18 protein-coding genes are annotated in these 19,174 nt (G+C 59.5%); 11 read left to right on the top strand and 7 right to left on the bottom strand.

All coding sequences use genetic code 11. The features are described from left to right. Positions 1–13: 13 nt before the first annotated feature. From NL123_RS13365 to NL123_RS13400, 8 genes are all read left to right on the top strand, one after another. The gene (locus NL123_RS13365) at positions 14–1,042 is read left to right on the top strand and encodes a Gfo/Idh/MocA family protein (RefSeq protein ID WP_494357985.1); all 1,029 of its coding nucleotides are present in this window, start codon (positions 14–16) and stop codon (positions 1,040–1,042) included. 127 nt (positions 1,043–1,169) lie between these two features. Next, positions 1,170–1,346 (top strand): hypothetical protein, encoded by a 177-nt coding sequence (locus NL123_RS13370; protein WP_248488010.1) that lies wholly within the window; start codon positions 1,170–1,172, stop codon positions 1,344–1,346. 48 nt (positions 1,347–1,394) lie between these two features. Continuing rightward, positions 1,395–2,324 (top strand): sugar ABC transporter substrate-binding protein, encoded by a 930-nt coding sequence (locus NL123_RS13375; protein ID WP_038848453.1) that lies wholly within the window; start codon positions 1,395–1,397, stop codon positions 2,322–2,324. Between the two features lie 65 nt (positions 2,325–2,389). Then, positions 2,390–3,943 carry a sugar ABC transporter ATP-binding protein gene (locus NL123_RS13380; protein WP_494357986.1) on the top strand — a complete coding sequence of 518 codons (1,554 nt, stop codon included), beginning with the start codon at positions 2,390–2,392 and terminating at the stop codon, positions 3,941–3,943. A 26-nt stretch (positions 3,944–3,969) separates the two neighbouring features. After that, positions 3,970–4,992, top strand: coding sequence for an ABC transporter permease (locus NL123_RS13385; RefSeq protein ID WP_016975559.1), 1,023 nt, complete (start codon positions 3,970–3,972; stop codon positions 4,990–4,992). 338 nt (positions 4,993–5,330) lie between these two features. Then, complete coding sequence (locus NL123_RS13390; RefSeq protein ID WP_003191666.1) at positions 5,331–5,735, top strand: TraR/DksA family transcriptional regulator; 405 nt, start codon at positions 5,331–5,333, stop codon at positions 5,733–5,735. 545 nt (positions 5,736–6,280) lie between these two features. Then, complete coding sequence (locus NL123_RS13395; protein WP_408003530.1) at positions 6,281–7,513, top strand: methyl-accepting chemotaxis protein; 1,233 nt, start codon at positions 6,281–6,283, stop codon at positions 7,511–7,513. A 114-nt stretch (positions 7,514–7,627) separates the two neighbouring features. After that, positions 7,628–7,831 carry a hypothetical protein gene (locus tag NL123_RS13400; RefSeq protein ID WP_248488014.1) on the top strand — a complete coding sequence of 68 codons (204 nt, stop codon included), beginning with the start codon at positions 7,628–7,630 and terminating at the stop codon, positions 7,829–7,831. A gap of 7 nt (positions 7,832–7,838) precedes the next feature. Here the strand turns inward: NL123_RS13400 and NL123_RS13405 are convergent, their stop codons facing one another. The 3 genes from NL123_RS13405 to NL123_RS13415 all read right to left on the bottom strand — a co-directional run bounded on the left by NL123_RS13405 (position 7,839) and on the right by NL123_RS13415 (position 9,140). Then, entirely contained in the window at positions 7,839–8,075 is a 237-nt protein-coding gene (locus NL123_RS13405) for a DUF2789 domain-containing protein (RefSeq protein WP_071496103.1), read from the bottom strand. Positions 8,076–8,143: 68 nt separating this feature from the next. Further along, a complete protein-coding gene (locus tag NL123_RS13410; protein ID WP_248488015.1) occupies positions 8,144–8,374 on the bottom strand; it encodes a hypothetical protein in 231 nt (76 codons plus the stop codon). Positions 8,375–8,483: 109 nt separating this feature from the next. Continuing rightward, on the bottom strand, positions 8,484–9,140 hold the full coding sequence (locus NL123_RS13415) for a hypothetical protein (RefSeq protein ID WP_248488016.1): 657 nt from the start codon (positions 9,138–9,140) through the stop codon (positions 8,484–8,486). 14 nt (positions 9,141–9,154) lie between these two features. Between NL123_RS13415 and NL123_RS13420 the strand changes: the two genes are divergently transcribed. Both NL123_RS13420 and NL123_RS13425 read left to right on the top strand, forming a co-directional pair. Beyond that, entirely contained in the window at positions 9,155–9,625 is a 471-nt protein-coding gene (locus tag NL123_RS13420; protein WP_016975554.1) for a hypothetical protein, read from the top strand. Positions 9,626–9,758: 133 nt separating this feature from the next. Then, positions 9,759–10,775 (top strand): ABC transporter substrate-binding protein, encoded by a 1,017-nt coding sequence (locus NL123_RS13425; RefSeq protein WP_248488017.1) that lies wholly within the window; start codon positions 9,759–9,761, stop codon positions 10,773–10,775. A 138-nt stretch (positions 10,776–10,913) separates the two neighbouring features. Here the strand turns inward: NL123_RS13425 and NL123_RS13430 are convergent, their stop codons facing one another. Beyond that, entirely contained in the window at positions 10,914–13,040 is a 2,127-nt protein-coding gene (locus tag NL123_RS13430; protein ID WP_248488018.1) for a TonB-dependent receptor, read from the bottom strand. A gap of 94 nt (positions 13,041–13,134) precedes the next feature. Then, the gene (locus tag NL123_RS13435; protein ID WP_248488019.1) at positions 13,135–13,524 is read right to left on the bottom strand and encodes a DUF2946 domain-containing protein; all 390 of its coding nucleotides are present in this window, start codon (positions 13,522–13,524) and stop codon (positions 13,135–13,137) included. Positions 13,525–13,617: 93 nt separating this feature from the next. Between NL123_RS13435 and NL123_RS13440 the strand changes: the two genes are divergently transcribed. After that, positions 13,618–14,055: a DUF3995 domain-containing protein gene (locus NL123_RS13440; RefSeq protein ID WP_058425721.1), complete on the top strand. Its 438-nt coding sequence runs from the start codon at positions 13,618–13,620 to the stop codon at positions 14,053–14,055. A 29-nt stretch (positions 14,056–14,084) separates the two neighbouring features. Here NL123_RS13440 and NL123_RS13445 read toward each other — a convergent pair whose 3' ends face one another. Together NL123_RS13445 and NL123_RS13450 are read right to left on the bottom strand one after the other, a co-directional pair. After that, a complete protein-coding gene (locus NL123_RS13445) occupies positions 14,085–14,417 on the bottom strand; it encodes a hypothetical protein (protein WP_494357987.1) in 333 nt (110 codons plus the stop codon). Then, positions 14,414–19,048, bottom strand: coding sequence for an RHS repeat-associated core domain-containing protein (locus NL123_RS13450; protein ID WP_494357988.1), 4,635 nt, complete (start codon positions 19,046–19,048; stop codon positions 14,414–14,416). The genes NL123_RS13445 and NL123_RS13450 overlap by 4 nt, the downstream gene beginning before the upstream one ends. Positions 19,049–19,174 lie beyond the last annotated feature (126 nt).

Consider the following 19,174-nt stretch of genomic DNA (forward strand, 5'->3'; position numbering starts at 1 on the left):
AAGGAGTGTAGGTATGCGAATCGGACTAGTCGGCTACGGCCATGGAGGGCGCTTCTTTCATGCGCCGCTGATTGCCACATTGGCCGGTGCCACATTTGTCGGCGTGGTCACCAGGTCTGCGGAACGCCGCCAGCAACTGGCAACCGACCACCCAGGCCTCAAGGCCTTCGACTCCATCGGCCAGATCGTCGAAGCTGGCGTCGACGCCCTGGTCATCTCCACCACCCTCAAGGGCCGCCCCGCGCTGGTACTCGAGGCCATCGAACACGGCGTAACCGTGGTCAGCGACAAACCCTTCGCCGCCAGCGCCGAACAGGCCCAGGCATTGATCACAGCCGCCGAACGCCAGGGCTCGCTGCTCAGCGTCTACCAGAACCGGCGCTGGGACTCGGACTACCTGACCCTGCGCAAACTCATCGACGCCGGCGCCCTGGGCACAATCACCCGCTTTGAATCCCGCGTGGAGCGCTACAGCCCGCAAGCCGTGGGCAACGCCAGCGGTGGCGGCTGGTTGCGCGACCTGGGCAGCCACCTGGTCGATCAGGCCCTGCAACTGTTCGGCCCGGTTGACCGGGTGTTCGCCCAACTGCACTACACCGCCGAACACCCTACGGTGGACCATGGCTTCTTTGTCTCCCTGACCCATGCCAACGGCGTCATCTCGCACCTGTGGGGCAATGCCCTGCAAAACAGCCAGGCGCCACGCTTTCGTGTGAGCGGCACCTCCGGGTGCTACACCGTTGAAGGCCTGGACGGCCAGGAAGAGGCCTTGATGGCCGGCAAGTCGCCGAAAACCGAAGGCGAGCACTGGGGGGCGGAAGAACACCGACGCTGGGGCTGGTTCGAACAAGGCCCGGAACGCGAGCGGGTGCCGTCGGAGAAGGGCTGCTGGACGCAGTTCTATCGGCAGTTGCAAGTGGCTGTGCAAGGGCAGGGACCGCTGCCGGTGGACGCCTATGATGCACTGGAAACCACCCGTATATTGGACGCCGCACGCCTGAGCGCCGAGCGCCAGCAGGTGGTTTCAACAAAAATAGAATAAAATTCTAAAACAGGTTGATATGGAAATTATTTTCCAATAAAGTCTTTTCCAGGTTGCATAAAGTACGTTCGGACTCGATCCGCACGACTCAACAAAAACAAGATCAAAAACAACCAGGTACCGTCAGATGAAAATCTTCAACGCTGTACTGCGAGTTTTACGCCCTGCCCACACGCCACGCGATCTGCCCCGCGCCCGGCCGTTTTACTTCTCCTTCCTTAATGTGCTGTGCGTCGAAAACCAAGGCGCGCTGGTCTGCTGCATTCCCGGCGCACCGGTCGTCCGGCTGCCTGCCGAGCTCTGATAAACGCAACGTCCAAAAAACCAACAAGAAAGTGGAGACAGACCGTTCATGAAGACCCCGATCCGTTTTACCGCGCTGGCCTTGTCCATGCTGCTCGCCAGCGGTGTTGCCTCGGCCGCCGATCTCAAGATAGGCGTGAGTATGTCCGCCTTCGATGACACCTTCCTCACCTACCTGCGCGAAGACATGGACAAGCAAGCCAAGTCCTACCCCAAGGGTGACGGCGTGCAGTTGCAGTTCGAAGATGCGCGTGCCGACGTGGTCAAGCAGTTGAGCCAGGTCGAGAACTTTATCAGCCAGAAAGTCGACGCGATCATCGTCAACCCGGTGGATACCGCCTCGACCGCCAACATCATCAAGGCCGCCACCGCAGCGAAAATCCCGCTGGTGTTCGTCAACCGCCGTCCTGACAGCCCGACCCTGGCGCCGGGCGTCGCGGCGGTGACCTCCGACGACGTCGAGGCCGGCAAGCTGCAGATGCAGTACATCGCCGAAAAACTCGGCGGCAAGGGCAACATCGTGATCCTGCTGGGCGACCTGGCGAACAACTCCACCACCAACCGCACCAAGGGGGTCAAGGAAGTCCTGACCAAGTACCCGGGCATCAAGATCGAACAGGAACAGACCGGGATCTGGTTGCGTGACAAGGGCATGACCCTGGTCAACGACTGGCTGACCCAGGGCCGTGAGTTCAACGCGGTGTTGGCCAACAACGATGAAATGGCCATCGGCGCGTCCATGGCGCTGAAGTCGGCGGGCAAGAAGGGCGTGTTGATCGCCGGTGTCGACGGCACGCCAGACGGCTTGAACGCGATCACCAAGGGTGACATGACCGTGTCGGCCTTCCAGGATGCCAAGGGTCAGGCGGACAAGTCGGTAGAGACCGCGCGCAAGATGGCCAAGAACGAGCCCATCGAGCAGAACGTGGTGATCCCTTTCCAGCTGATCACCCCGGACAACGTCAAAGACTTCAAGTAGTCCCTACATAACAACAATAAGCCGGCAGGGCGGTCGTGCCCGCCTTGCCGATGGAGTACCTCCCTATGCTCGCTCAAGCCGCTGTCTCGCAGCCTCCCGGTATCCAGCCGCTGCCGCTGGACGAACCCTACCTGCTGGAAATCGTCAACATCAGCAAAGGCTTTCCCGGCGTCGTGGCCCTGGCCGACGTGCAGTTGCGCATTCGCCCTGGCACGGTGCTGGCGCTGATGGGCGAGAACGGCGCGGGCAAGTCGACGCTGATGAAAATCATCGCTGGCATCTACCAGCCTGACGCCGGCGAGATTCGCCTGCGTGGCAAGCCGATTGTGTTTGAAACCCCCCTGGCGGCCCAGAAGGCCGGGATCGCGATGATCCACCAGGAACTCAACCTGATGCCGCACATGAGCATCGCCGAGAACATCTGGATCGGCCGCGAGCAGCTCAACAGCCTGCACATGGTCAACCACCGCGAAATGCATCGTTGCACCGCCGAGTTGCTGGCGCGCCTGCGTATCAACCTGGACCCCGAGGAACACGTGGGTAACCTGAGCATCGCCGAACGGCAGATGGTCGAAATTGCCAAGGCCGTGTCCTACGACTCCGACATCCTGATCATGGATGAACCGACCTCGGCCATTACCGAGAAGGAAGTGGCCCATCTGTTTTCGATCATTGCCGACCTCAAGTCCCAGGGCAAAGGCATCGTCTACATCACGCACAAAATGAACGAAGTGTTCGCCATCGCCGATGAAGTGGCGGTGTTCCGCGACGGCCAGTACATCGGCCTGCAGCGCGCCGACAGCATGAACAGCGACAGCCTGATCTCGATGATGGTCGGCCGTGAGCTGAGCCAGCTGTTCCCGGTGCGCGAGACGCCCATCGGCGATCTGCTGCTGTCGGTGCGCGACCTGAGCCTGGACGGCGTGTTCAAGGACGTGTCCTTCGACTTGCATGCCGGCGAGATCCTCGGCATCGCCGGGTTGATGGGGTCGGGCCGCACCAACGTGGCCGAGACCATTTTCGGCATCACCCCCAGCAGCAGTGGCCAGATCACCCTGGATGGCAAGGCGGTGCGCATTACCGACCCGCACATGGCCATCGAGAAAGGCTTCGCCCTTTTGACCGAGGACCGCAAGCTCAGTGGCCTGTTCCCGTGCCTGTCGGTGCTGGAAAACATGGAGATGGCGGTACTGCCGCACTACACCGGCAACGGCTTTATCCAGCAGAAAGCCCTGCGGGCGCTGTGCGAAGACATGTGCAAGAAGCTGCGGGTGAAAACCCCCTCCCTTGAGCAGTGCATCGATACCTTGTCCGGCGGCAACCAGCAGAAGGCCTTGCTTGCACGCTGGCTGATGACCAACCCGCGCCTGCTGATCCTCGATGAACCGACCCGGGGCATCGACGTGGGCGCCAAGGCCGAGATCTACCGGCTGATCTCGTTCCTCGCCAGCGAAGGCATGGCGGTGATCATGATTTCTTCCGAGTTGCCCGAAGTGCTGGGCATGAGCGACCGGGTCATGGTGATGCACGAGGGCGAATTGATGGGCACCCTGGACCGCAGCGATGCGACCCAGGAAAAAGTCATGCAGTTGGCCTCCGGGATGACCGCAGTCCACTGACGTACAGAATAAAAAGGTGATGGGCTATGAACGCAATAACGGATAACAAACCTGCGACGGTGCCAACCAAAAGTCGCCGACGCATGCCCACCGAGCTGAGCATCTTCCTGGTGCTGATCGGCATTGGCCTGGTGTTTGAATTGTTCGGCTGGATCGTGCGCGACCAGAGCTTCCTGATGAACTCCCAGCGCCTGGTGCTGATGATCCTGCAAGTGTCGATCATCGGCTTGCTGGCGATCGGTGTGACCCAGGTGATCATCACCACGGGTATCGACCTGTCTTCAGGCTCGGTGCTGGCGCTGTCGGCGATGATTGCCGCCAGTTTGGCGCAGACTTCCGACTTTTCCCGGGCGGTGTTCCCCAGCCTGACCGACTTGCCGGTATGGATTCCGGTGGCGATGGGGCTGGGTGTGGGGCTGTTGGCGGGGGCGATCAACGGCAGCATCATTGCTGTCACTGGCATTCCGCCGTTCATTGCCACCCTGGGCATGATGGTTTCGGCCCGTGGCCTGGCGCGTTACTACACCGAAGGCCAGCCGGTGAGCATGCTCTCGGACTCGTACACGGCCATCGGCCATGGCGCGATGCCGGTGATCATCTTCCTGGTGGTGGCGGTGATCTTCCACATCGCCCTGCGCTACACCAAGTACGGCAAGTACACCTACGCCATCGGCGGCAACATGCAGGCGGCGCGCACCTCGGGGATCAACGTCAAGCGCCACCTGATCATTGTCTACAGCATCGCCGGTTTGCTCGCAGGCCTGGCCGGCGTAGTGGCTTCGGCACGTGCTGCGACCGGGCAGGCGGGCATGGGCATGTCCTATGAACTGGATGCGATTGCCGCTGCGGTCATCGGCGGTACCAGCCTGGCGGGCGGGGTAGGGCGCATTACCGGCACGGTGATCGGCGCGCTGATCCTCGGGGTGATGGCCAGCGGGTTTACCTTTGTCGGGGTGGATGCGTATATCCAGGACATCATCAAGGGCCTGATCATTGTGGTGGCCGTGGTCATCGACCAATACCGCAACAAGCGTAAGCTCAAGCGCTGAGGCGCAGCGGCAAGCGTTAAGCCTCAAGCTGCAAGCATGCTGATGTTTGCAGCTTGTCGCTTGCAGCTTGCGGCTTATAGCTGTTTCACGAACTTTCCTGCTATAAACGCACTCCGATAACCATTCGCCAAGCCCGTCCTGGTGCCTTTTGGGGTTATCCGGGAAAAAATGCCTGTCATTTCAGTTGCTGCGCCCTCAAGTCGGCCTTAGACTGCCGCCCCTCGTAAATTGAGTGCCGGGTGGCGCTTGAAATGGACGGCGCCTTTCCGAGACCTGCAGAGGCCTGCCGGAACGCTCCCTTATTCGCCTTAATGCACGTATTTTTTATAGAGAAATCAATGACAAAGGAAAAGTTGCTGGCCATGCCGGCGGATGACTACATGAATGCCGAACAGCACGCTTTTTTCGAGAAGTTGCTGCAAGACATGAAAGTGGAACACCACGAGCGCATTGAACAGAACCGTATCGCCATTGAAAGCCTGGACACCCCGGCCGACCCGGCCGACGCCGCTTCCGTGGAAGAAGAGCGTACCTGGCTGGTCAACGCCATCGACCGCGACCAGCGCATGCTGCCGCAGCTTGAGCGTGCCCTGGAGCGCATCAAGGAAGATTCCTTTGGCTGGTGTGATGACAGCGGCGAGCCTATCGGCCTCAAGCGCCTGCTGATCAGCCCCACCACCAAGTACTGCATCGAAGCGCAAGAGCGCCACGAGCAGATCGACAAGCACCAGCGCCAAGCCTGATGCGGTGAAGCTGGGGGGCCGCCACGCGGTTCCCCAGGGCAAGACCCGTTACGCCCCGTCTATTGATCTGCTGCAAGCTACCCCACTAAAGGCCCATGGATAATGGCCCGATAGTGGCGTTTAATGCAGCGACAATAATGACAAGCAGTGGGGTAACGAAGATGGCTGGAGACGGATCTCTGATGGGCGCAGCTGTGTCACCGCAACCGGTGGTACGCGGGCTGCCCGGCTGGCTCACGCCGTTGTTGCAGAGCACCGCCCTGGTGCTGGTACTGCTGGGCCTCGTGTTCGCCAATTTGCCGCTCTACCTTTGCCTGCCACTGGCCGTGCTGGTGATCTGGCTGCCTCGCCTGAAAAATCGTACGCCGGTTATTGCGCCTTCCGACACCGCCGATGCCATTGGCGAGTTGACCCGCGACCTGTCCTATACCACCAGCCATAACGCACTCTCCGCCGCCGGCGTGGCCTATTCGGTCAAGCAACTGGCGGCGCGCCTGCAGTCGCAGTTGAGTGCGGCCAAGCAGATCGTCAGCAGTGCCGAAGTGATGATCGGCACCGAGAAGGTGACGTCCCAGCTCAGCCGTGAGGCATTGAGCGCCGCGAGCCAGGCCCATCAGCGCAGCACCGAAGGCCGTGAAGTGCTGGCCCAGTCGATCAGCCGCATGCACCAGCTCAGCCAGCGTGCGAATGCCAGCCGTGAGCTGATCGAAGCCTTGAGCCAGCGCAGTGAGGAAATCCAGCGCGTGACCCTGGTGATCCAGTCCATCGCCAGCCAGACCAACCTGCTGGCGCTGAACGCAGCGATTGAGGCGGCGCGGGCCGGTGAACATGGTCGCGGGTTTGCCGTGGTGGCGGACGAAGTGCGCGGGCTGGCCGGGCGTACCGCCACGGCCACCGATGAAGTCGGTGTGATGGTGGCGGATATCCAGCAACGCACTGCCCAGGTGGTGGAGCAGATTCGCCAGCTCTCGGCGGACCTGCACACCGGTGTCGAGCAGGTGGAACACGCGGGCGAACAGCTGCAAAATATCGCCAGCCTGGCGGCGGATGTGGAAGGCCAGGTCAATGAAATTGCCCAGGGCACCGACACCAACCGCACCCAGCTCGATAGCCTGTTCCATGCCGTGGAGCAGATGCGCAGCGACCTCGCCGTCAGCGATCAGCAAACCCGCCAACTGGCCGACGCGGCCGTGCAGATGGAAGGCCAGGCCGAAACCATCAGTGAGCGCCTGGCGGAAGTCGGCCTGGATGACTACCACCAGCGCATCTATGACCTGGCCCGCGAAGGGGCGAGTCGGATCGCTGCGCAATTCGAGGCCGATGTGCAGCAGAACCGCATCAGCCTGGATGACCTGTTCGACCGCAGCTACACACCGATCGCCAACACCCGCCCGAGCAAATACCACACCCGCTTCGACGGCTACACCGACCAAGTGTTGCCGGCGATCCAGGAGGCGCTGTTGCCGCGTCACGAAGGGCTGGTGTTCGCCATTGCCTGTACGCCCCAGGGCTATGTGCCGACGCACAACAAGGCATTTTCCCAGGCCCTGACCGGCGATGCGCAGGTGGACGCCGTGCAGAACCGTACCAAGCGCAAGTTCGACGACCGTACCGGAATCCGCTGCGGCAGCCATCAGCAGGCGGTGTTGTTGCAAACCTATACCCGCGACACCGGTGAGCTGATGCACGATCTGTCGGTGCCGATCATGGTCAAGGGCCGGCACTGGGGCGGTTTGCGCCTGGGTTACAAGCCCGAGGCCGCGAAAGGCGGGCGTTAGGATTATTGCGGTTTATGCAATGAAGCTATTCCGGAGACAGCTTTTTCCAACGGGAGGAAAACCGTAGCATGGCGAACATTGTTAGCCAGCTAACTAATGCTGCGGAGAAGCTCCATGCAAAACAAAGTCGATGTCGCCGTGATGATTGGCAGTGGTGTACCGCAAGCCTTGCGGGCATTGGGTCAAAAGGCCTGTTGGGTGGTATTGCTCAATGGAGAGCAGCGCGGTACGGCGTTCGCCAGTCGCGATGAGGCGGAGGAGTGCAGGGCTGCCTGGCAGGCGCTGTTGCGGCTGGAGCAGTCAGACAGCCTGCATTGACGGCTGCTTAGTGCGGTTGATGCAGGCGTTGGTTCAGCTCATCCACCGCAATCGCCCATTCGGCGTCGTCACGCAGTTCTTCCTTGAGAAAGCTGGCCTGTTGTGCGGACCAGAACGGCGCATCGATCAGTTTCACATCTTCGGGCAGCGGATGGGCGACGATAAATGCGTCGATGGCCTCCGGGGTTGAATCCAGGCCTAATTGTTCAAACAGGGTTTCAAGGGTGGGGATTGGCGCGTCCATTTCGTTCTCCATGCAGGGTGGTCGTTATGCATGGGAGGGTTGTAGCGCAGCGGAGTTCTATCGAATGTTCAGGAATTCAGGGCCCCGGCATCCACAGCAGTCTTTAACGCCTTGGCGGCCTCTTTTGCAGCGACGGCGGCTGCATCGACAGTTTTGAACCAGCGGTCTTTTTCCACTTGGTGCGTGGTCACAGTGGTCAGCGGTGGCTTGGCCCGCATCACGATCACTGCTTGAAACTCACCATCTACTTCCCTTGCGTCGCCATGGATGAAAAATTCGCCGATATCAAATTCCGTCACGTAGAGCCTTCCCTTGGAGATAACTGCACTGGAGAAACCTGGCCCGTGGGGCGCAAACTTCAGTGGACGGGCCAGTATGGCAGTTGTTGCGGTTCGGCGGCGCAGTAAGTTACCGGGCGGACGAAACGATTGCTCCGTGGGGGGCGTGCAACATGGCTTCCAGTTTTCTGGCCAGTTCACAGGCCTTGACATGGTCGCTGCGAAAGCCTTTGATGCGGCCGCTGAGCACTTCGCGCACGTGGAAGAAGTTCCGGCCGGCAGGTACGACTTGGTAAAGAACCGAATCCGGGTACCCCTCGAAGCTGTTCAAGCGGTAGTATTGAGCCTCGTCCTGACAGGATGAACGGGTTTGCGAAGACATAGCGCTGTAGGGTGATCGTTGCATGGCCTGCTCCTTTTCGATCTGGCGGGATGACTGGATTGCAGCGTTTTGACTGGTTTTGATCGGTGCTGCTGTTTTAGTATTGTCGTCAGCAGTCAGCGTCCGGTTCCATGACAGCGTATTCATTTGTGTATGCATGTCGGAAAACTGCATTTTTAATCGGGTTATTCTCTGAAGTTGGTCGACCCGTATTCTCGGGCCGTTGAACCTGTGATCTCCTGTGGCGCCTGATGACCTTGCACAAGGCCCATCGAGCATGTCTGTACTAGTCTTTCGGCTCGACAGCAGGATTTTCTTCAGTTTTTTCAAAGAATGAGTTGTGTGATCGTGCCGTGATGGCCGTTTTTTTGTGCTGCCCGCTCTGGCGGACAGCGCTCTTTCCATGTGGGGGCGTTTCCTTGGCAGTCAGTAATCTGGATATGCACGCGTTATTCGTGCTGGGTGATTTGCGCGCAAAGTTGGTCAAACAGTTCCAATCCCGTTTTGTTTATATTACCGAGCAGACGCCGGAAGGCATCTACATTGCCGAAATCGATACCGAGGCGGCGATGGTGGTGGATGACAAACCGCGCCTTGAGCTCAAGGTCGGCGACCATTTCCGGGCGGCGGTATTGCCCAGTCGTGAGGGCGGCAAGTTCGAATTGAAGTTCCGCGATATCAAGTTGACGGTCTATGGCCTGGGCGACTACGCCTTTGTGTCCTCGGCCGAAGGCCAGGGCATCGTGTTCAAGGAAGGCCACAGCGTGATGCTGGTGTTCGCCGCCAACGAGCAACTGCAGGAAGGCCTGACCAAAACCCTGAAGGCCGTGACCGGCAAGGCCGCCAAATGGCGCAAAGGCGAACTGGTCACCTTCAAGGCCAGTGAATAATCAGCAAAAACCGCGAACACCCGTTATCTCCCGGAACCTCTACTACAGTTGAGTTGACTTAACTATTCAGAGGCTTCGCGCATACGTAGCAAAGCCGTCCGCCATTGGCTGCGATATCGCGAGGTGCGAAGGCATGAAAGGATTGAGAACGCTGTTGGCTGCGTCGCTGACGAGCCTGGGGCTGTCTATGGCCACGTTGCCAGTGAACGCCGCCGAGGCGCCGATACATTTTGCCGACCTGAACTGGGAAAGCGGCAGCCTGATCACCGAAGTGCTGCGGGTGATTGTCGAGAAGGGCTACGACCTGCCCACCGATACCTTGCCCGGCACCACCATCACCCTGGAAACCGCCCTGGCAAAGAACGACATCCAGGTGATCGGTGAAGAGTGGGCCGGCCGCAGCCCGGTGTGGGTCAAGGCCGAGGCCGAAGGCAAAGTGGTGGGCCTGGGTGACACGGTCAAAGGCGCGACCGAAGGCTGGTGGGTGCCGGAATACGTGGTCAAGGGTGACCCCGCCAAAGGTATCAAGCCCCTGGCGCCGGACCTCAAGAGTGTGAAGGACCTGGCGCGCTACAAGGACGTGTTCAAGGACCCGGAATCCCCCGGCAAGGGGCGCTTTCTCAACAGCCCCATCGGCTGGACCTCGGAAGTGGTCAACAAACAGAAGCTCAAGGCCTACGGCCTGGATGACAGCTACGTGAATTTCCGCAGTGGTTCGGGCGCGGCACTGGATGCCGAGATCGCCTCGTCGATCCGCCGCGGCAAGCCGGTGCTGTTCTATTACTGGTCGCCGACGCCGCTGATGGGGCGTTACAAGTTGATCCAGCTAGAAGAGCCGCCGTTTGATGCCGAGGCATGGAAGACCCTGACCGATGCGGATAACCCTGATCCGAAGCCGACCCGGTCGTTGGCGTCGAAGTTGAGTATCGGGGTATCGACGCCGTTCCAGAAAGATCATCCGCAGATTGCGCAGTTCTTCGAGAAAGTCGAGTTTCCGATTGAGCCGTTGAACAAGGCGCTGGCGACTATGAGCGAAAACCACACGGCACCACGGGAGGTGGCCCAGGCGTTTCTCAAGGAGCATCCCGAAGTGTGGAAGGCTTGGTTGACTGAGGATGTGGCGCAGAAGGTTGAGGCGAGCCTGAAATAACCACGGATCTTTCAGTTCAATGCAAATCAAGGGTGGGAGGGAGCTTGCTCCCGATTGCAGCGTATCAGTCACGGCATGGTCGACTGATTCACCGCTATCGGGAGCAAGCCCCCTCCCACATTTAGTTGCATTCCAGGATCAGAACCGGGTCTGTACCGCCAACTCAAAGGTTCGTGGTGAGCCCAAGTAATACGCCGGCGACACATGGGCAAACTCGGCATACACCTCATTCGTCAAGTTGCGCACACGGCCCGTCACCGAGGTGTGTGAGTCCACCTTATAGCGCAGGAACGTTCCGAACAGCGTGTAGGCCGGCACTGTCTGGGTGTTGGCGTTGTCCGCATACACCTCGGCTACATATCGGGCGTCCACGCCCCCTTGCCAATCCTCGGCAAAATCATAGGTCAGCCACAGATTCCCCACGCGCTTGGGTACGTTGGTTGGCGTGTTGCCCTTGCGCGACACCACTGCGCCACTGGCGATTTTCTCGTTGAAGTCATCGTATTCGGCGTCCACCCAGGCGAAATTGCCTTCCGCCAGCAACTTTGGCGTGATGCGCAGCGAGCTGGCCAATTCGATCCCCTTGGATGACTGTGCGCCGACCGGAATGCTGTTGGTGGGATCCTGCGGGTCGGTGACGGCAAAGTCCTTGCGCTCGATCTTATACGCGGCAACGGTGGCCGAACCACGGCCGTCCAGGTAATCGAATTTGCTGCCCACTTCCCACTGCTTGCCCGTCGAGACATCAAACACTTGCGTGGTGGTATTTGGCTGCTCGGCGGCTGTGCTGTATTGCACATACACATTGGCCGTCGGGATGAACTGGTAGGTCAGGCCCACGCGTCCGGTCACCGGCTCCCAGCTGCGTTTGAAGTGGCGGGGGTTGGTGGCGGTTATTGCGCGATGATTGGTGACGTCCAGGTCGATGGCGTCATAACGCAGGCCGGTCAACAGCGACAATTTGTCGGTAAGACCCAGGCGATTCTCCACGAACAATGCCTTGGTGGTGACAGCGTTGGTCTTGTCCTTGCCGAAGCTTTCCCGGGTCCGCGGGAGGTCAAAGAAGTGTCCGGGGTCAAAGTTGTTGGGGTCTACCGTGCTGTTGCCGGGTACGTTCCACGGTGTATTGGTGGTGCTGTTGACCTTGTACTCGAAGCCGCCGGACCAGGTAGTTGACAGGCCGAAGAGGCTATCGTCGTGGCGCAGCTCGAACTGGTTGCCGTTCTGTTCACCTTGATGGCGCACCTGATAGGCCGTCGAACGGTTTACCGCCGTGTTGTTCGCGTTGTACTGATAGGTTTCAAGGTTGCGGTAATCGCGTTGGCTGTCCAAGTGGTAAAGGGTGTTTTTCAGGGTGGTGCTGTCGTTGAGGCGGTAGTCGATGATCGAACGCGCCCAGAGGGTGCGCTGTTCGTAGCGCCCGTCGGCGACGTTGTAGTTGTTGAAACGGTTGTGTTTGTCGATCTTCAACTCGCCCGCCTTGGGGTTGAGCACCGGCGTGCCCCAGTAGGGGCTGTCTTCATGCTCATCCTGATATTCCAGCGCCAGGGTGTGGGACAGGTTGGGCGTGAGGTCGCTGAGCAAGGAAAACGCCAGGCTCCAGGCGTCGCGCTGATCGCGGTCGATGTAGCTGTGGTTGGTGTTGCGGCTCACATCCAGGCGGGCGTAATGCTGCACCTCGGCGCCAGGTTCGGTCAGGGCATGGTTGACGCCGAAGGCCATGCCGGCGGTGTCGTAGCTGCCGTAGGTGAGCTGGCCTTCGGCGGCTTGTTCCTCGCGGGTGGCCAGCTTGGTCACGTAGTTGAGCGAGCCGCCCACGGAGCCTGCGCCGTTGATCAGCGAGGAGGGGCCACCCACCAGCTCCACCCGGTCATAGATCCATGCATCCACGGGGCGGGCCAGACCAGTGGCGACATTGATGCCGTTGAACATCTGGGTGATCTGGCTGCTGGTAAAACCGCGATAGGAGACAAACCCGCCAAACCCCGGCGGGGCGCTGGCGTTGACGCCGGGCAAGGTGTTGGCGGCATCGCGAAAGGTTTTGGCGCCATGGCGCTCGATGTCATTGCGATTGGCGATGGCCACCGACGCCGGGGTTTCCCGCACACTCAAGCCCAACCGCGACGCTACGCCGCTGGATTGATCCAGGGCCAGGCCGGGTTCGGCGGCTTGTTCGCCATCGATGGTGGTCGGGGCCAACTCAAGGGCCCAGGCGCAGACAGGCAGGCAGCCGAACAGGCCTGCCAACAGGGGTAGATGTTTCATGGTTGAATCCTGAAAAGCTTGCTTGAAAACAACGCACAGGCGCCCGTACTTCCTTGCGGAAACGGTGCTCAGTGCAGATCGGAAAGCGAAGGCATCAGGTGAAGGCAGGCGGCGCGCGCGGATTAGCCGCAGGCCAGGTGAAGCGGGCAGGGATGTCGGCAGCCAGGACAATGGCAGGCGGTGGTGCTTGGGGCTGTGGCAACACCGCCACATTCAGGCTGGAACTCAGCGCCGGGCCCATGCCGCCGGTGGAACACAGCGGGCAACCAAACGCCTTGGACAGCGTCGGTAAATTCTCTTCAGTGGAATTGGACGGCTTGGGCGCCTGGGTACGCGGGTCCACCGTACAGAACTGGCCGCCTATGCCATTGAGCTGCATCCCGACCATCTGCCCATGACCAATACTGCAGGCGAACACATTGAACAGGACGCAGCAGTAGAGCATCCAGGCAATGAGCGAGCGGTCGGCACGGGCAAGTTTCATGGGGTGGCACTTTACCATCAGCCGCCGACGAAATGCCTGCAAAAAATCTCAGGGCGACTATCCTGTTTCGCACCTTTTCAGGGAGAGCCAGCCATGAGCTTTGTTGTCGCACGATGGATTGTCGGGGTTTTTACCTGCATCAGCATGGTCCACCTGTACTGGGCCGCCGGCGGCAAACTCGGCTTCCAGGCCGCCATTCCCCAACTGCCCGGCGAATTCGCCAACGGGCCCAGACCTGCATTCAAACCCTCGGCATTGGGCACGTTCCTGGTGGCGATGGGGTTGGTGGCCATTGCGCTGTTGGTGTGCCTGCGCGCCGGGCTCTACTTCTCGGCGGTGTCCCACGGGGCGTTGCAGTGGGGCATCAGCGCGATTGCCGTACTGATGTTTGCCCGGGCGATTGGGGATTCGGAGTTGGTGGGGTTCTTCAAGAAGGTCGGTGGGTCGAGGTTTGCGCGGTGGGATACGTATTTTTATTCGCCGTTGTGTCTGGTGTTGGGGGTGGGGTTGTTGGTGGTGGCGTGGGGGTGAAAGGGGACTAATGCAGGGTTTGTAAAATTCTAGAAGAAGAAAAACAGGCCTGTTCTGTTTTTGATCGCAAGGGTGTTTAAAGCAATTATTTTGCTCATAGTAGATGAGTTTTCGTGCGTCAAATGGTTGTTGAGGATCTCTAAGGTTTTGGTGAGCTCCTCAACGTTGTAAATGGCTTCGTCTTCGTAATCGTCGATGATTTTTCCAAGCGTGGTGTTTATCGCTTCAAGCACGCCGGACTCAATAAGTTGTCCGTACTCTTCGCGGGTAAGGATAACGCTTTCGAGTAAAGATTCTGGGCATTCGTCTACGTCTAATAAACTCATGGCCTCTAAGGTGAGTGGGGTGCAGATTACTTTCATTTTTTGTGTGCCTTTTTATTAAAGTGTGTCGCTTCATTGTATTCGCTTTGCGTTCTACCGATTTGCTTTCCTGAGGGAGATATCCTGTTGTTAGGAACCACGCCCTCAAGGCTCAAGTAGCGCCTTTTACCCGGCTGTGATGGGTCATGGATTCTGAAGTAGTCCCCGTTGAGGTCTTCTACAATTTCAATCCCATTTTCAGGGTTCTTGTAGATCTTCTTGCCTTTGTCTGTCGTCGTCACGATTGGGTGAGTGCCGGTAAACTTGACAATGTTTTCATCTAAGCTTGCTACCTCCCACTTTGAGGAGTACTTGGCTGCGCGCTCAGCTCCCCCAGTTTTAGGAAGTTCAGCTTCCCCTGGGTGCACTTGTGCTGACTTAACCGGATCCTTAGCACTTACCTCTTCCCTGCACCCGTTATCTCCAGGGCAGTTATTCAACCCCAACGGATCAATCCATCCCGTTGGGTTTGGCACGTACAGGTACACGTTGATCCCACCCGCCAACTTCACCGGGTCCGGCGTCAGGTAGCGACCAACATCCGGATTGTAGTAGCGATGGCGGTTGTAGTGCAGCCCACTTTCCGGATCGAAGTATTGGCCCTGGAAGCGCAGCGGGTTGTCGACTTTTCCGATGTCGAGGCGGGTGATTTCCCCGTAGGCGCGGTAATGCGCGGACCAGACGATTTCGCCGTCTTGGGCAGTGAGTTCCTGTGGGGTGCCGAGGTGGTCGAGTTGGTAGTGGTAGGCCTTGGTTTCCTTGGGGCCGAAGCCTTCCAGCAGCGCCAGCGGACGGAAGCTGTCCGGTTCATAGAGATAGCTGCGGTGCCGATCCGCGTGGTGTTCGGCGATGAGTTTGTCGCCTTGCCAGAAGAACTCGGTCGTAATCCCATCCACGGTTTTGCTGATACGCCGCCCAAACGGGTCGTAGCGGTAGCTGGCGGTTTGGCCGTTGGGTTTTTTAATACCGATCAGACGGTGCTGGCAGTCGTAGCGGTATTCGGTGACGAGGGCGTGGCCTTTGCCGCGTCGTTCGCGAATGAGGTTGCCGAAGGCGTCGTAGTCGTAGTGGTGGTCGCCCTGGATCATCAGGCGGTTGCCGGCGACGATGTCGGGGCCGGGGCGGTTGTGCATGAGCAGGTTGCTGGCGGGGTCGTGGCCGAAGCGTTCTTGCTCGCCTTGGGTGTGGTCGGCGCGGGTGAGGCGGTTGAGTGGGTCGTAGTGGTAGCGGTGTTCGCCCTTGCGGGTGTCGAGCAGGCGGGTGAGGTTTCCGGATTTGTCGTAGTCGTAGTGGCGGCGGTATAGCGGGCCTTCGGCATCAACGATGCTCTGGTTGAACAGGCGGCCCTGGTGGTCATGTTGGTAGTGGCTGAACAGTTGGCCTTGTTGGCGTTGCTGTTCGCGACCGGCCTTGAACAGGTGTGAGGTGAGGACCGCGCCGTTCAGTTCGACGGTGGCGAGGTGGCCGCCTTTGTCGTGATTGAAGGTGAGGCGGTTGTTGTCCGGCAGGCGCAGGTTTTGCAGGTGGCCGCAGGCGTCGTAGGCGTAGCGCAGGGTGCCCCAGCCTTGGTGTTCGGCGGTGAGGCGGTTTTGGCTGTCGTACTCGTAGGCCAGGGCCCAGTGGCCGTCTTCGACACTTAGGAGATTGCCCTGGCGGTCGTAGGCGTAATCGACGGTATTGCCATCGGGTAGGGTTTTTCTGATGAGGCGTCCGGCATGGTCGCGCTCGTAGCGGGTAACCAGCTGACTGCCGTCATCGCCGTGTTCGGTCTTTTCCCGAAGGTTGCCGTTGAGGTCGTACACGTACGCCGTGCGCTGACCGTCAAACCCGGTTTCCTGCTGGATCAGGCCGTTGCTGTGGTACTGGAGCCGGTAGGTCTCGCCAACCTCGTTTTCGATCTCGGTCAGCAACAAGCGCGCATTGTCGTATCGGTAGTTGACCTGGGTGCCATCGGCATTGATGCGACGACTGATCAGGTGCAGGCCGTCGGCGTATTCGTAGCGGGTGATGTGCCCGAGTTCATCGCGCTCGGCGGTGATTTTTCCGTAGGGGTTGTAGCTGTATTCCTTGAACCCGTCGCCTGGCAGCACAACGCGAATCAACCGACCTACGTTGTCCCACTGATACTGGGTCAGCGCGCCGTGTTCATCTTCCCGTGCAATCTGCCGTCCAAAATCGTCATAGCGATAACGCTTGATCCCACCATTGGGCAACTGCTCCTCAAGCAACTGCCCGCGCTCGTTCCACACCAGCCGCTGACAGCTGTGATCCGGATACCAAACCCCAACCAACTGTCCGTATTTGTTGTAGGTGTAATCGGTAACGTGACCGTCAGGATCGATCTTGCGAATGACATCGCCCTGGTCATTGCGCTCATACTTCCAAACCGCTTTACCACGCCGCACAACCCGTACGAAGCCGTTATCATGCTCGTAGGTCGTCGGCTCATCGTCCCCCGGAAACACGGCCACCAAGCGCCCGGCTTCGTCGTACTGATACGCCGTGATCGCGCCCAGCGGATCCTGCTCAACCGTCAGCCGGCCTTTTTCATCGTAGGATTTGAAGTGCTCGGCCCCGTCAGGATCGACACGCTGCACCAGTCGCGCCCGTTGATCGTGGAGATAGACTTCCTGACTGCCATCGGCGTTAAACACCGTGACCTGACCGTTGTCATCCCAGGCATAACGCGTGTCTATCTGCGAGAAACTGGCCCAATGCCGCACACACCGCGCCGCCTTGCCAGATCGTTCCCACTCCCAGAAGAAACTCGCCCCACCGGCCAAGCCACGTTCAAGGATGACGTGCTGTTCGTCGTAGCGATAAACCTCGCTTTCACCGACCGCGTTGGTCACTGAAACCAGTCGTCCCAAGTCGTCATAGGCGTAGGAAACAACCGTCTGCTCCGTCACCCACACAAACGGACCGTCATCCACAACGCGATGAATCTGGTAATCCACCGCCACAATCCGGCCCGACACATAGCGCAACCACAACGAGCGCCCGACGCCGTTATCCACCCGCTCCACACGCCCCAGAAAGTCCCGGGTAATGCGCAGTCGGTTGTCATACGCGTCGCTGATCGCTGTCAGCACACCGTCGCGGAAGTGGTAGAAACGCGACCCTTGCGCCAGGACCAACTCATCAGGCAACGAGCCCAGATAGATCGCCGCTTCGGCCAGGCTATTGGTGATCGCGGGACGAGAAGTAGACGGCAAGGGCAGGGTGGTCGACCGATTCTCATGATCGGTCCAAACCACCGAATCCCCGGAAACACTCAACCGATGCGCCAGCGAGTGGCTCCAGCCAAACCCCAACCCACCATCCATTTCCACCGCACTGGTGCGGTACAACCGGGTCCACTCAAACGACAAAACCCCGTCCAGCGTCCCATCGGTGAGGGTCAGCAATTCCTCGCCGGTGACCATCGACACCGGGCAGCCGTTGGTGGCGGTCTTGTCCGCAGGCGCCGCCGCATCCCCATTGGGATTCTTCGCAACAGCCGGCACATCATCCACAGGCTCTTTCTGCTTCAGCACCGCGTTCTGCCGCGCCTTCCAGCGTATCTGCATCGTGCCTTGCTTGAGCCCGCCGACCACCCCGCGAACCGCCACCGCCTTGTAGCGATCCACCGCCTGCATGAACTTCGTCAGAATCGCCAGAAGCCCCTTAACAAAGCCCACCGCCGCCTCAAGAATCCGCGCTCCATACTTGACTAGTCGTAAGCTCAAATACGCCACACCCGCGGCCGGCAAGGCGATGGTCAACACGGCGCCAATCACCAGGTCAATCAGCAGCGACACCACAAACCCTGCTGCTACCTCGGCCATCTCACCGGGGGGTAATGCGTCCAGCCAGAGCATCGCCGTACGTACCATCAGGTACAGCGCCGCCTCGTCACTGGCGAGCAACATCGCCTGTTCCATGACCTTCGGCGTGTCGGTGGCGATTTGCGCCAACCTGGCGGCCTGCTCACCCAACTGCTCAACGAACGCCAACGGGTCTTCAAGAATTGCCTGCACCAGCTTGATGCTGTCCCACACGTCGCGAATCGCCGCCCAACTGCCCGCCAATAAACCGCTGCCAATTGCACTGGCGGTCGAGCGCTCCCAATGCGGTTTAAAGCCAGACCACTGCTCCCGAAGCCACTGCTCCAAATCCCTGGTCAAACCGGCGTAAGAGGCAAATAGCGCGTCAACCTGTTCCTCGGACACGCCACCCTGCACCCGCACCTGATAGCGTCCGCCCGCCGCACAGTGGTGCGATCCCTTACCCTGTTCATCCAGCATGACCACCGTGGAACTGCCGTCATCCAGGCCGATGACCTCCACCGGGATATTGCCGATCGGCACGTCATACACCGACTCGAACGTGCTCTCGATCTTCAACTCACCGCCCATCGCGCAGCGGGTCACGCTCGAAAAGTCAGCGTCGGAAACGCTCACCGACCGTTGCGAATCCCCCACCCGCAACACCCGATCCATCCCCAGCAACGACGGCATGTCCGCAGCATGGCTCACTGAATCCAGCGCGCGCGAATACCAGGCGTTCATCTGCTGGCGATAACTCACCAGGCTCTGATGAAAGCCGTCCAGTTCCATTTCGATCAGGGCAATGTGGGAAGCGTTGGTCATCCGTGACGTCTCGGCAAAGGGCAAGGCGTCGGAGCATGCCCCAGCAAAAAGCGGCTGGATGAACGGTTGGAAAATTCAGAAAGAGCCCACTACGCAGGGGAAAAAACCGCGAAAAGTCAGCCCAAA

The sequence above is a fragment of the Pseudomonas sp. FBCC-B1565 genome (assembly GCF_059133265.1).